Here is a 14,329-nt window from a genome sequence, read left to right as displayed (position 1 = left end):
CAAGCTTCACCGATCACACCCGCCACCAGCTTGGCGGACCGCAGATCCACGCTGCCAACCGCTCGGCTCGGCAAAGTCCTCAATCCGTACTCCTGGGGCAAAAACGAACGCCAGTTACGCAAAGGTCGCCTGTCAGGGAGAGGCCGACGCGGAGCGTCGGGTGAGGGTCCGCTTTCCGAGGATGCCCTTCCGGAGAAACCGAATTCTATCTCTACGGATGTCCGGAATCCGGCGGCTTCGACAGCTCGTCGCCGAGCGCCTTCATCTCCGTGCCGAACGCCGTCCAATCGCCGGCGCGAATCGCCTCCATCGCGCGATTGTAATGCTGCGCCGCGCTCTGCATGTCGGCCTTGGGCGCACCCGCGCCCGCGGCGATCGATTGCGGGGCCGGCTCATTCATGATCGCCTTGGCGATCGTCGCCCCCGGCGGCGCCTGATTGCTGAACAGCGCCAGCATCGTCAGGTCGAGCGTATCGGCCATCACCACGCGATCGCTGTACGACGCGACCACCCGCTGCAACTCCGGCAACTGCCCGTTCTCGGCGCGGATGAACAGCGGCTCGACGTAGAGCAAGGAGTCCTGAATCGGTATCACGAGCAGGTTGCCGAGCAGGACCTTCGAACCCATTTGATTCCACAGCGAAAGTTGCCGCGAAATTTCGGGATTCTGATTGATGCGCGCCTGGATCTGATACGGGCCGTAAAAAAGTTTGTCCTTTGAAAATGAATACTCGAACAGATGACCGTAATCCGCGCCGTCGCAGCGCGCCGCCATCCACGCAATCATGTTGTCGCGCCCCGACGGCACCATCGGCAGCATCAACATGTATTCCGCCTGCGCTTCGCCCGGCAGCCGCATGATCACGTAGTAGGGCGTCATCGGGACCGTCTGCCCGGCGTAGTTTTCGCGCGGGAATCCCCACAGGTCCTCGCGATTATAGAAGACCTGCGGATCGGTCATGTGATAGGTGCGGAAAGTGTCGGCCTGGATCAGGAAAAAATCTTCCGGATAGCGGATGTGCGCGCGCAATTCCGCCGGCATCGCCGACATCGGCCTGAACATCGCGGGGAACACGCGCTGCCAGGTCTTGATCACCGGGTCCTCGGGATCCGACACGTAAAAATCGGTGTTGCCGGTGTACGCGTCCACCACCACCTTGACCGAATTGCGGATGTAGTTGATCCCGTCGGCGTTGCGCTGCGAGTACGGGTAATGATCGCTGGTCGTATAGCAGTCAACGATCCACACCATCCGGCCATTGAGGATCACCGCATAGGGATCGCGGTCGAGGTTCAGGAACGGCGCGATATAAGCGATTCGGCTCGCGATGTTGCGCCGGATCATGATCTTGCTGTTCTTTACGATATTCTCGGTGACGAGCAGATTGATGTCGCGAAAAAAGATGCTGAACAGCAGCCGGCGAAAAAAACCCGCCACCGGCACGCCGCCCGATCCCCCGTAGTACGAAAAGACGTTGTCCGCGCCCTTGGGATAGTCGAACTCAGGCGTCGCCGAATCGACGACGGCGTAATTGTCGCGCTCCTCGCCAAAGTAGATCGCCGGCTGGTCAACCTTCAGCCCCACGTCCGAGACCGCCGGTATATCCTTTAGATAGAACACCGGCATCCCCTCGGTGTCCTTCTTGTTGACCGGGCTCATCGCCAGCCCCGCGCCGTGGGTGAACTTGAGATGCTGGTTGACCCAGGTCTGCGCGTTGTCGGGCAGCTGGTCGATATTCAGCTCGCGCGGCGACAGCATCACCTCGGTGTACTTGCCCTCGATCCAGTAGCGATCGATGTCGACGTCGCGAAAATCGTAGTAGGTGCGAATTTCCTGCAACTGGCGGTAGGTATCGATTAGCGGGCGCGGGTCCCACAGCCGGATGTTCTTGACCGTCGTCGAATCCTGCTCGAGCGCCGCGGGCGTGAGCGTGCCCTGCCCCGCAAACGGCTTCACGTCAACCGTGTCGAGCTTGTACGCATGGCGCGTCGCCTCGATGTTGCGTTGCAGGTATGGACGCTCGACTCGAAGCTCGTCGGGCTTGACCCACAAACGCTCGATCACCGGCTGGATAAAATTCATGATGAGCGCGGGCCCGAACACGACCACGAACGCGGCGACTGGAATCCTCAGTCCGCCCTCGCGCGCGTTGAAGATGCACATCACGGCGGCGCCCAACGACAGCGCCACCAGCAACCACAGCCCGGGCTGCCACAGGATGCGATCGACGTAGCGCAGTCCGAATACGACGCCGTTGGTATGCAGCAGCAAGTCGAAGCGGCCGAGCCAGTAAGTCATCGCGCGCTGCACGAAGAACAGCCCCAGCAGGACAGACAGATGGCCCGCCGCGCCCGGCGACACGCGCGGCGGCGATTCCTTGAAGTCGAGCGCGCCGCGCGCCCAATAGACTGCGATCGCGATCGCGGCCGCCAGCACGATGATCATCAGGAACAGATCGCGCATTTCCTCGAGCAGCGGCATCCTAAAGACGTAGAAGCCGATATCGTTGCCGAACGCCTGATCGGCGATTCCGAACGGCACCCCGTAGAGACCCTTGAGGTAAGTATCCCAGCTGCCAGCCTCGCCTTGCGCCGCGAACAGCGCCAGCAAGGCCGCGCCGCCAGCGACGATCACGCGCCACGGCACCCGTTCGCCGAGCGCGCGAATCAGCTCGGGCAGATTAACCTCGACCATCTCGTCGGGACGGCGCACCACGCGCAGCCGCTCGGGATTGCGGCTCGCGCCGATCGCAATCAACCCGCTCACGAAGATCGCGATGAACGCGACCAGCCAAACGATCGCGAAGATCACGATTTCCGCGCCGACGGTTGTATTGAAAACTCCGCCGTAGCCGAGTCTTCCGAACCACAGGTAATCGACCAGCAACTGGTCAGCCAGGCTTAGCCCCACCAGCGCGACGATAACGACAACAGCGAGGCTGATCAGGATTACGCGGGGTCGCATCAGGGTGGTGCGCTATTCGCCACGGCCAATCTGGCTGACGTGTTCCCGCACGACGTCGGGTGGGCATAGCCAGATGAAAACCTTGAGCGAGAGGTAGCCGATAAGAATCCAGTCGAGTTCGCCGACTATCGGAATCATGTCGAGCTCGAGGGCGGGAGGTGTCAACATAAGCAGCAAACCCATCCAAGGTACCATTTTCGCCAGCATCGGCACGCGTTCGTCGGTGATCAGCCGGTAAAACAGACGGACGAACTGCGGCAGAAACATCACCAGCCGGCTCAGTTGCATCGGCCCGAGGAATTGCATGCGCAGCATCGATCGAAACATCAGCTTAACCCGACAACATCATACTCTAGCACAGCGCGGCGCCGAAGATGTCCTGCGGCGGGGGTCTTTTTGTTACAATTAGCGGCAATCGAGGAGGGCGAAGCGGAGTGAAGAGACACATGGCGCTGGGCGATTTCCTGGTCGCCTACCTGCGCAAGGTTGGCGTGTCGCACGTCTTCGGCATCCCCGGCGACCTCGCGCTCAAGCTGTTTTTTGCGCTGGGCCGCAAGCACGGATTGGATATCATCACGCTGTCGCACGAGCCGGGGGTCGGATTCGCAGCCGACGGCTATGCGCGCGCGACCGGGAAAATCGGGGTAATCTGCGTGACCTACGGCGCCGGCGGCCACAACATGGTCAATCCAGTCGCGGGATCGTTCTCGGAACGCGTGCCGATTCTGATTTTCTCGGGAGGCCCGGGCGAGGAGGAACGCAAACTCGGCACGCTGATTCATCACCAGGCCCGCGAGATCGAATCGCAGCGCCGCATCTACGACGAAGTAACTTGCGCGTCGGCCGTGCTGACCGATCCGCGCAGCGCTGCGGATGAGTTGCATCGCGTGGTACGCGCCATTTGGGCCGAGCAGCGGCCCGGCTACATCGAGATTCATCGCGACATGGTTGACCGGCGGATCGAGGTCCCCGACGAGCTGATCGAATGGGACGGGCGGCTGCATTTCCAGGAATCCGATACACGCAAGGTCGAGGAAGCGGCGCATGAGACGGCCGCGATGTTCAACGAGAGCCGCAAGCCCGTGCTGGTCGCCGGCATCGAGATTCATCGCTTCAAGGCGTCGCATGGGTTGGTGGAACTGGCCGAGCGGATGGGCGCGCCGGTGTTCACGACGGTGCTCGGCAAGGGTGCGTTCCCGATGGACCATCCGCTGTACATGGGCGTGCACGTCGGCCCGATCAGTCCGCCGTCGATCGTCGCACGGATGGACGCGGCCGACTTCGTGCTCAACCTCGGATGTCTGAAAACCGACATGAACTTCGGCAACCGTCCGCCGCACGTGATTCAAGGCAGAACGGTGTGGGCGGTCGATCGCAAGGTCGAGGTGAAGTATCACACCTACACCGACGCCGGGGTCCGCGATTTCGCGCGCGCGCTGCTGCGCGAGAAGCTGCGGCTTCATCATGAGAAGGTCCATTACGCCGACAATCTCCGCGAGATTGCCGCGGGCGACGGCAAGCCGGTCAAGGTCAGTCAGATCCTGGCCGCGGTCAACGAATTCCTGGCCGACAAGCGCGAATACCTGGTGGTCGCGGAGTCGGGTGACATGCTGTTTGGCGGGCTCGACATCCGGGTGCCGCATAACGGCGGGTATCTGGCGCAGGGGTTTTACGCTTCGATGGGATTTGCGGTGCCGGCCTCGCTTGGCGCGCAAATCGGCAGCGGTCTTCGGCCACTGGTGCTGTGCGGGGACGGCGGTTTTCAGATGACCGGACCGGAAATTTCGCAGGCTCCGGCCAAGGGCGTGAATCCGATCGTGCTGGTGATCAACAACGGCGGATGGGGCATCTTCCGGCCGATTGCCGACCGGCGCGAACTGCTCGAGATTCCGCCGTGGCCGTATGCGCAGCTCGCGCGCGATTGGGGCGGCGCCGGATTCGAGGCGGCCACGGTCGAGGAGCTGAGAGATGCGCTGCGCGCGGCGCATGAGTGCAAATCGTTTGCGATAATCGACGTGCGGGTCGAGCGCGACGACCTGTCGCCGGTGACCGTAAAGTATATCAAGGCGGCAGCGAAGCGCTCGCAAGCGCCGGTGGAGCATGCAGCACGCGGGATTTCGCGCCTATGACTGATTCAATAAAAACTAATTCGATAAAGACCGACGCGATCGAGAATTATCGGCGCCTGTACCGCGACTTCAAATGGGAGACGCCGGAGCATTTCAACTTCGCCGCGGTGATCGACAAGTTCGCCGAGGATCCGCGCCGGGTAGCAATCCTGTGGGAAGACAGCGAGGGCCGGCGCGCGCGGCTGACGTTCGCGGATATCGCGCAGCAATCCAGGCGCATCGCGAACGTTCTGGCCGGACATGGAATCCGGCGCGGCGATGCGGTTTTGCTGGTGCTGCCGCGAATCACGCTGTGGCAGGCGGCGTATATCGGCGCACTCCGGCTCGGCGCGATCGTGATCCCGTGCACCTCGATGCTGCGCGAGAACGACCTGGTGTACCGCGCGAATCATTCCGGGGCGCGCGCGATAATCGCCGGCGTCGAGAATGCCGCGATGATCGCGGAACTGCGCAAGCAATGCCCCAGCGTCGAGCATTACCTGATAGCCGGCGCCGCCCGCAGCGGCTGGATAAGCCTGCAGGAATATATGGGTCACGCGTCGCCGGCGTTCAAGACGGTGAATACGAAATCGTCGGAGCCGGCGATTTGCTATTACACTTCCGGCACGACCAGGGAACCGAAAGCGGTGCTGCATAGTCACGCCTATAGCTACAGTCATCGGTTCACGGGGCTTAACTGGCTCGACGTGAGACCGGGCGACCTGCATTGGACAACTTCGGACACCGGCTGGGCCAAGGCGGCATACGGCGTGCTGTTCGGGCCGTGGATGAACGGCGTGACAACGTTCATGTACAACGGCCGCTTCGATGCGGCGAAGGAGCTCGAGTTGATCGCGCGCTATGGAGTTACTACCTTCTGCGCGCCGCCGACTGAGTATCGAATACTCATTAAGGAAAACCTCGCGGACTACTCATTCCCGAAACTGAGGCATTGCACGGGTGCGGGCGAGCCGCTCAATCCGGAAGTGATCGAGGTCTGGCGGGAGCGGCTGGGACTCACGATTCACGACGGCTACGGGCAAACGGAGACGGCCATCCTGGCGGCGAACATGCCCGCGATGCCGGTGAAACCGGGCTCGATGGGGCTGCCGTTTCCGGGTCACGAGGTCCGCGTAATCGACAACGAAATGGCCGAGACCGAAGTTGACGAGCTCGGAGAAATAGCCGTGCGGATCAGTCCCGAGCGCCCGCCGTCGGTGTTTCTCGAGTATTGGAAAAATGCGCAAGAGACCGCCAACGTGTTTCGCGGCGATTGGTACCTGACCGGCGACCAGGCGACCCGCGACGCCGACGGCTACCTATGGTTCGTCGGGCGCGCCGACGACGTGATCATTTCGGCGGGCTACCGAATCGGGCCGTTCGAGGTGGAGAGCGCCCTGCTCGAGCATCCCGCGGTAATGGAATCCGCGGTGGTCGCGAGTCCCGACGCGGATCGCGGATCGATCGTCAAGGCCTTCGTGAAGCTGAGGCCCGGCGCCGAGCCCGGCGAGCGGCTGGTGACCGAGCTGCAGGAGCATTGCAAGCGCGTGACGGCGCCCTACAAATATCCGCGCGAGATAGAATTCATCGACGAGCTGCCCAAGACGGTCAGCGGGAAGATTCGCCGCGTCGAGCTGCGCCACCGGGAAGAATCACGCAAGGGCAAGTCCGCCTAAATTCGGCAATCACTTCGGTATCCGCGGCCGCGGCGATGTGACTCTCTCAGGGCGTGGGCGACGCGCCAGGAGATTGCGGCGCCGGCGTCGACGTGGGAGTCGGCTCGACGGAGCGCATCGGGAGTGCGGCGCGAAATCCCGGCTGTAGCATCAGGGCGCCGACGGCGCGCGAAAGTGCAACCGACAGAGACTCGGCGGGTTCGGTCTCGAGTGGCAGAAAGACCTCGGTGCCGACGGGGTTTGGCGGTTCATTTTCGATGCCGCTGATCTCGTCGGAGTACAGCACGGCACCATCGCGATTCTTGAGCTCGAACTTTACCCGCACCACGGATCTCATCGAGAAGTACCGGCCGTGGACGGTCTGGATCGTTCCAAACCGCTTGTTCACCTCGAGCTGTTCGAGGTCGGAGGTGAGGATGAAATCCGAGCCCTCGGGCGGCTTGCCGTCACCCGGATTGGAGTCGAGCGCCACCGGCATCAGGCCGGCGTCTGCCAACCCCTTGATCAACGCGTTGTTGAACGCGCGGCCCGCATCGGCAACCACGAGAGGAGTCTGCGGGGTGCCGTCGGCGGCGTAAATCATGCCGACGTTGGAATTGCCGGAGCCGAAATTTCCGGTCGTGGGAGGCACCGCAATTCTGACGGAACGGAAAATATTCTGGGACCCCGGCACGAAGCCCGGGAGATAATGGAGATCGATACGAGTGCGCGGCTTGCATCCAGTCAACGCGAGCGCAACCACCACCATCGCGGCGCAGTCGCGAACGCGGCTACGATTGAGGCCGCGACACCGCAGGATGCCTGTCCCTCCACCAGAAGACGAAGACCACGATCGCCACGGCAACCCCGGCCAGCTCAATCCATCGCGACGCCTGATGAGCCGTCGTCAGGGCGCGATACAACTCGTCGCCCACCAGGTAGCCGACCGTGACGACGAGCGAGCACCATACGATCGCACCGAGCACGTTCCAGCCGAGGAACTGGAAGAACGGCATCCCGCACGCTCCCGCCATCGGGCCCGCCATGAATCGCGCGCCGGTGATAAATCGCGCCATGAAAACCGCCTTGCTGCCGTGGGTCTGAAAGAACAGTTGCAGGCGGTCGTAACGCGTGCGCAAGAAGGGAAAGGCGGACGCGAGCCGAACGAGTACGCGCTGTCCGCCGGTGCGGCCGATGACGTAGCCGCAACAGTCGCCGGTGACGGCGCTCGCGACTACGGTGACATAGACGATTCGCAGATCGAGCAGCGAGCGGCCGGCCAGGAATCCGGCGGCGAGCATCACGGTTTCCTCGGGCACGGGAATCCCCAGGTTGCCGACGAACACGGCAATGAAGATGCCGAGATAGCCCCACGCCGCGAGCACGTCCGTGATATGCGCGGGGTCGGTTATCCCATGCATTGGAAATCCATATTTCGCGAAGTCGGTGCCAATCCCCACCCCCGGCCTCAGCCATTTCCAGTTTGCCGGATTGAGTGTGCCAGCGTAAGAGACTTTCGGCTAGTCAGGCGTCAAAATTATGCGTCTCGGAGCGGCCGCGTTTAATACGCGGGCAAGAGCTATCGTGACTCCCACGGACGGCTCTCCGCACGACATCCTAGCGGCATTTGCGATCACACTTTTGGCTTTGTAGGCGCTGAGAATAGTTTGGCGGATCGAAATGCAATCCGGCTGACGATGCGGTGGTCATTGGTTTGCGCGCCCGCCTTGCATCGACTTTGCCGCGAGGTCATCGCGACGGAAGAGACGAATCGTCTCATCATCACGGAAGATCTCGTGGTACCCTTCCGGTGGCAAATTCAGCGAAGGCGGCGGCTCTTTGAACACAACGATATAAGGTGGATTTTTGGCCAGCGCCGCGGGCAGTTCCGTAATCGGCCTCATGCGGCTCCCGGCAGAACTGCCTTTGTCCATGTCTCCCTCGGGATGGATAACGTAAATGTCGTCGTCAATTCCCGTGAACACGGAGTGCAGCAAGACGTCTTTCCAGATTATCGCTTGAGGAGTCACGTGAACGATATGCGTAGCCGGCGTGATGCGTCCGGCTCTTACCTCTGTGCGCAGCGCCTCGCTCAGCTCGAGTTCGCGGTGGCTCTGCGCCCATCTATGATCAGGTGAGTTGAGCCACCATCCAAGTTTCGCGGTATACAAGTTCCTCGCCCATTCCACGGCGAGCGGATGTTCGTTGTAGGCGATGTCCACGTTGGGGTTTTGCGACCACGGGAAAATCACCAGCACCAACAACACCGCGACGGCCAATGGTTTCGAGACGCGGCGATATATCCACTCGAACAGCACCGCCGCGGGGAAAACAAGAAAATATGGGCCCCAATATTCATTGAGCTTGAAGAGCACGTCTTGAACGCCGAACTGAGCTTGCTCGCCGGAAGCGGCCACCAGGTGCAACCCGATCAGGTACTCCGCGAATCCCCCGATCACCAACGCCAGCGCTGCAACGTAGACACCGCGATTTCGCGGACTCCGGGAGAGCATCGCGATCAGCACTCCGGCAAAGCAGAGCATCAGGAGCACCGGAAACTTCTCGTATATGCCGCGCGGGATTCCGTCTCCCTTCCAGGCGAGAAATATAAGCCCAATGAGAATCAGCACGCGCGTGGACCAATCTGCGAGAGCGGTTCGCCGGTTGGGGCGCGGGGGCAGCTTCCTGGCGGCAAGCCAGATCGTCAGGATGCTCGCGAGTTGGAAAATTGGGAGAATCGGATATGGGAGCTTGATCTGTAGAGCTACGGGGAACTCTGGCAGGCCAATCAGGAAAGCTCCTAAAAGGCAGGCGGCCTCGCGCAATGCGTTTCGCGGGTCGTCGTCGAGAAACCGGATGAACAGGATGCTGCCGGCTGTCGCCAGTGCGAATGCCCCGTCAATTGCCTGGGAAGGCAACGCGGTCCCCAACGCCAATGCTCCAATCGCGGTCCGGATTGGCCGCCTGTCGCGATCGACAAAGAACGCCAATCCAATCGCCACCAGCGCAAATGCCACCGGTGTTCCACGCATGATTTGAGCGCGCATCAGCAGTGTACCCGCGAGCAAGAGCAACGCTGCCATGCCACCCGCCACGTCCCTCATCAGCGCGCGGCCCAGCCGGTAGGTAGCAAGAATTATCAGACCGGCCATCGGAACCATGGCTGCGGTTACCGCCAGGACCCCTAGCGAGATGTGCGCGCCCAGTCCAAGAAACGCATACAGCAAGTTTGCTCCCGGAGTCTGGTTGGTCGGACTCCAGTAGCCGTAGGGATCGTTGTCGAACGGCAGATATCTTCCGAAAGTCAGAATCCGCTGGACAGCGGCGGGAACATTCAGAGCGTCCATGTAAGGGGGCACGGGCGATCCGAGTTCCAACGGCAGCATGCTGACCGCCATGAGCACGCAGGCCAATAGTGCGAGCTGCTGGCCGATCGAAGGCGGATGAATTTCAAGCTTTGGTGGATTTCGCGCGAGCCATACGATTGCGCCAATCGCGATTAGCCAAATCGTCCAGGAGCGAAAAAGCCCGATCGGGCCAAGCAGGTTGCCTGCCAGATATGCGAATATCCAAGTGCCCGCCGCTCCGCCGATGATTGCGTCGCACAGCCCGAGTTTGGGCTCGATCCGGATAAGTACAAGCCCGGTAACCGCGGTCGCGAGTCCCCAGAATGTCCAAAGCTTGAACGCGGCCCATCCGGTAGTCGGCAGCACATCGGTAAAACCCTGAAACGGCGTATTCCAAACGTAGTCATGAAAGGGAGCGCGCAGAACCCAAAGCGAAACCGCGCTCAATAGAATGACACCCGCGCCAGCAATCGCGGTCGTTATCAGCGGTCTGCCGCGCACGCCCCATCTGAGCCTAATCTCACCGGATAAATCAATGTTAGAAAAAATGATACCTGAAGCGGCCAGCGAGTGCGAGGTCTCCGAATCATGGGAAAGGAAAGAGTGACGCGCGCTCAGAAGGCCCAGTGGCCTTTGAAAAACTCGCCGCAGAACAGCGCCAGGAAGAGTATCGACCACACAGTCAGCGCCGCCGATGCCAGACGGTTGCGCGACACCATCGCTTCCAGCATGAAGATGGGGAACATCGCCAGCACCAGCCGCGGCGCGCTCATGTCCCATGACTGCATCGCGATGATGAGCCAGTTACTCGCCATCCACATCGTGTAACAAGGCCGCAGCCACCACGCCGACGCCAGCGTCGCGATAAAACCGCCCGCCACGAACAGCATGATCGCCATGCCGTGCGTGATGGCGTCCGGCGGCGACATCCAGGTATTCACCCCGAGCTGATTGTAGGCTGCCCACGGCACCGTCAGTCGATTCGTCCAATGCTCCCCGGCAACCGTTACGAACGCGAGGGGATTCCCCGCCAGGTGGTAGTTCACCAACATGAAAAATCCGAAGCCGAGCGGGATGAGCGATACCCACAGCCATCGGAGGTTCCATCGGCGCGTCTGCCATAACTCCTGCAGACCCTCCACCCCGAATGCCGCTATCAGCAGGATTCCGGTGTCATGGGTGAGCGTCGCGAGCGCACCATAGATTCCCGCATACAGCCAATCCCCGCGCCGGCACGCCACGAAAGCCGCGATGACGAAGAACAGGAAGAGACTCTCCGTGTATGCGATATGCAGGAAGTATGAAGTCGGGAAGATGAACAGGAACCATACTGCCCGGCGCGCAACCGCTTCATCGAAGTCGATCTTCATCAGCCGAAACAAAGCCACCGCCACCGCCATCGATGCGATAGTCGTGACGGCCAGCGCCGCGAGGTGCGGGCTTCTGAAAACCGGCGTCAGCAGCCGTATCAGCCACGGGTAGAGCGGATAGAACGCCAGCCGGAGCCGCGCGTCGCCGGTCGTGCCGTAGCCCAGCGTCGCGATGTTAAGGTACTGGCCTACGTCCCAATGATTGAGCAGACCGATCGCATCTTCGCGCGAAGTGATCCACTTATTGTAGTGGATCTCGAAGCTGAGCATCCCGTACCAGAACAGCAGCGCCTTGACGATGAGCACCATCGCGACCAGCTCCCACTCATCGCGTGAGAGCAGCACGCGAAAACCGCGAGGGCTCGGCTCGATGCGTGAATCCGCGAGGACAGCGATTTGCGATTCTGCCGGGACTTCTGGTTTGGCATCCAAATCGCCCAATATCACGATTCCCTCCCCCCGATCCGCGTGGAGTCGATCGCTGGCGAGTTCCTCGTCGCGCACGACCGGCTGAGGACCAACCTACGGACCATTGAGGCCCCAGACATGAATCTGCCAGACGCCGAAGGCAACCAGAAAAATCGAAACGCAGATCAGAATTTTAGTGAGCTGATCGGTCCGCCGCGGCATCCCGATCGCCATCATCACAAGCAAAAACGGGAATGCCGGTATATAGTGTCGCGTCCCGAACTGCGCAAATCCGTTGGCGTAGCAGAGCAAGCTGGGAATCGATACCAACACCGCCGCCAGCCCCATCATTGAGACTGTCAGCCGCTTGAAGCTCGGGCGCAACGCGAGCACAAAGGCCGGACTGGTGAGAGTCAACGCCTGACCTGAGAAGACCGGATGGATGTACGGGAAGGTGTCGTTGACCGTCGGCGCCATGAATAGCACCGTGTAGAGGTTGCCCGGGAGATAACGCAGCGAGAACGCCGGTGCATTCTTGGGGCCTGTGATCAACACGCCCTGATCGAAGAAGCTGTGGAAGCGCGCCTCGTTCAGCCCTACGAAAACCACCCCGACGGCGAGAAAACCGGGAATCATCGCAAACATTTCAGTGAATTTCCGCCCTCGCGCCATCGCAAGAATCGCATAGATCGGCGCCGCGAGCGCCAGGTCATAGCGCCCAAGCGTCGCGAGTCCCGCCCAAATCCCGAGCCAAAAAGGACGCGCAGCGCCGAAGAGTTCGATCAGGGTCAAAAGTGTGAAGATGAGCGCACTGGTCATCGGCAACGCCCACGTGCTGCCGATGACGGTCTCGTACCACAAGATGTTGCCTATCCCGAAAAAAACTGTCAGCCAAACGCGTGACTTGTTAGACAGCGTGAATCTGCCCGGCAGTATCCAGGCGAGTGCGATGTCAATCGCGCCGATCACGACCGAAAATTCGGTCTGATTGGTATTCATTCCCCAGATTGCCGTAACCGGCATCAGCATGATCGCAGGCAGCGGTGGGTGCAGCGCATAGCTGTACGGGCCGATCTGCGCATGCTCGAGGAACGATTGCGGCGCGTCGATATAGGTATGTCCATGATTGAATGCAACTGCCTGGCGCACTTGTTCGTTGAAGGGCGACGGGTCAAACATCGTCCCGCCGTAAAAGGCCAGGAACGCGACAAACACTGCGAAGGTGGTCAACTGCTCTGGGGATAGCGCCGCACGGGTTCGCGTTGCGATCGATGCTCCCGCAGACTGCCGGGCTGCGCGCATCGCTACAAGCCCGCCGACCGCGAGCGCGGCTGCTATATAATTCAGGAAGTTCCAGGTTCGTTGCTGAGTCAGAAAGTGTGGAGCAAACGCGAGGACAGCAACAATTGCGCAAACGAAAAAAACCCGCGCGGTTCTAGCGTAAGAATCTTTCCCAGCCGCGAGATCAGAGTGACCAGAGCGAGAATCGGTTGCATCCTCGCGAGATTCGAACCCGCCGGCCCCAAGCTCAGGCGCACCGTTCATAGCGCTCTCAGGTTTAGCCGAGTTTCACCTGCATTTACAGCGCCGGCCTTTGTTGCCCTCAGGTCTAGCCTGAGAGAACCTGCCGCTTGTCGCGAGGAGACGTTCGCGCGGTTCGCAACGTCATGCCCTTCCAGCGCGTCGGTGCTCACTGTGGCAATGGGTTAGCGTTGCCCCGTTTTATCGCTACTTGCGCCGCCACCCAGTTAAAAATCTGCCCAGTGGGACTCGCCACATCCTCAGTGCTACCGTTCTGGCTCTGATAACTAGCCACGATCCAGTATTCGTTCATCGCCGCTTCCTGATTCACTAGCGTTTTCGTATCGGCTGGCATCAGTGGACCAAGTCCTGGACCGCGAAAATCCGTAGCGTCGAAGGCAAGGATCAGGTCTGCATCGGCTGTAGTAACGATTGACCTGGCCGTCACCATGCCGCCGCTGCCAGTCGTGCCGTTGCTCATATCCACCGGCGCGGCTGATGCAACATTGTCCAGCAGCAGAACAGCGCCCTGCGGATCTACCGGTTCGCTGAATGCCCACGTCGCTGTTCTGGCGTCGTTCGCCTGGATCGCATGCCAATACAGCGACTGCCGCGTTGTTGGAGTGGAATCGTCGCGAATCAATTGCCATCCAGCCGGCGCGGTGATCGTCGGTTTCGAACCGCCGTAGCTCAATACGACAGCGATAGCGACCTGGCCGGCCTGCGCTTTTGGACCCCAGTCGAGCGAAAGGCTTGTCGCCGCCTTCTTCATCGGCGTTTGCGCGGTAGAAACGACGTTGGCGCCGCCGACCGTGTTCTCGGCGGTTGGTGACGGCGAAGAATTGCACCCGACGACGAAAACGACGGCAGCAATGGCGACCAATGCGTTCCTGATCATTCTCTGCTCCTCGCAGTTATCAGCAATGGCGCGATTTTACCATTTTCCGATCCAGCA

10 protein-coding genes are annotated in these 14,329 nt (G+C 60.8%); 2 read left to right on the top strand and 8 right to left on the bottom strand.

Going from position 1 to position 14,329, the window contains the following annotated elements; all coding sequences use genetic code 11:
* Positions 1–211: 211 nt before the first annotated feature.
* Together ABSB13_RS14740 and ABSB13_RS14735 are read right to left on the bottom strand one after the other, a co-directional pair.
* Positions 212–2,965, bottom strand: a complete 2,754-nt coding sequence (locus tag ABSB13_RS14740; RefSeq protein WP_428109903.1) for a UPF0182 family membrane protein — start codon at positions 2,963–2,965, stop codon at positions 212–214.
* Positions 2,966–2,977: 12 nt separating this feature from the next.
* The gene (locus ABSB13_RS14735) at positions 2,978–3,292 is read right to left on the bottom strand and encodes a hypothetical protein (protein ID WP_424671194.1); all 315 of its coding nucleotides are present in this window, start codon (positions 3,290–3,292) and stop codon (positions 2,978–2,980) included.
* 107 nt (positions 3,293–3,399) lie between these two features.
* On the opposite strand from ABSB13_RS14735, the gene ABSB13_RS14730 reads away from it, so the two are divergent.
* Together ABSB13_RS14730 and ABSB13_RS14725 are read left to right on the top strand one after the other, a co-directional pair.
* On the top strand, positions 3,400–5,094 hold the full coding sequence (locus ABSB13_RS14730; RefSeq protein ID WP_428109900.1) for a thiamine pyrophosphate-binding protein: 1,695 nt from the start codon (positions 3,400–3,402) through the stop codon (positions 5,092–5,094).
* On the top strand, positions 5,091–6,749 hold the full coding sequence (locus ABSB13_RS14725) for an acetate--CoA ligase (RefSeq protein WP_428109897.1): 1,659 nt from the start codon (positions 5,091–5,093) through the stop codon (positions 6,747–6,749). Before ABSB13_RS14730 ends, ABSB13_RS14725 begins: the two co-directional genes overlap by 4 nt.
* A 46-nt stretch (positions 6,750–6,795) precedes the next feature.
* On the opposite strand, the gene ABSB13_RS14720 is transcribed toward ABSB13_RS14725, so the two are convergent.
* From ABSB13_RS14720 to ABSB13_RS14695, 6 genes are all read right to left on the bottom strand, one after another.
* Positions 6,796–7,497: a hypothetical protein gene (locus ABSB13_RS14720; protein ID WP_428109895.1), complete on the bottom strand. Its 702-nt coding sequence runs from the start codon at positions 7,495–7,497 to the stop codon at positions 6,796–6,798.
* A 22-nt stretch (positions 7,498–7,519) separates the two neighbouring features.
* Positions 7,520–8,149, bottom strand: coding sequence for a DedA family protein (locus ABSB13_RS14715; RefSeq protein WP_428109893.1), 630 nt, complete (start codon positions 8,147–8,149; stop codon positions 7,520–7,522).
* A 285-nt stretch (positions 8,150–8,434) separates the two neighbouring features.
* On the bottom strand, positions 8,435–10,522 hold the full coding sequence (locus ABSB13_RS14710) for a hypothetical protein (RefSeq protein WP_428109890.1): 2,088 nt from the start codon (positions 10,520–10,522) through the stop codon (positions 8,435–8,437).
* Between the two features lie 167 nt (positions 10,523–10,689).
* Positions 10,690–11,790, bottom strand: a complete 1,101-nt coding sequence (locus tag ABSB13_RS14705) for a glycosyltransferase family 39 protein (protein WP_428109888.1) — start codon at positions 11,788–11,790, stop codon at positions 10,690–10,692.
* Positions 11,791–11,967: 177 nt separating this feature from the next.
* Positions 11,968–13,083, bottom strand: coding sequence for a hypothetical protein (locus ABSB13_RS14700; RefSeq protein ID WP_428109886.1), 1,116 nt, complete (start codon positions 13,081–13,083; stop codon positions 11,968–11,970).
* A 460-nt stretch (positions 13,084–13,543) separates the two neighbouring features.
* Positions 13,544–14,146 carry a hypothetical protein gene (locus ABSB13_RS14695; RefSeq protein WP_428109883.1) on the bottom strand — a complete coding sequence of 201 codons (603 nt, stop codon included), beginning with the start codon at positions 14,144–14,146 and terminating at the stop codon, positions 13,544–13,546.
* Between the last annotated feature and the right edge of the window lie 183 nt (positions 14,147–14,329).

The sequence above is a fragment of the Binatus sp. (SeqCode) genome, from assembly GCF_050013435.1.
In the GTDB taxonomy this organism is placed as follows: domain Bacteria; phylum Desulfobacterota; class Binatia; order Binatales; family Binataceae; genus Binatus.
The sequence above is the reverse complement of the archived record's forward strand: the minus strand, read 5'-3'. Positions and strand labels throughout refer to the sequence as shown.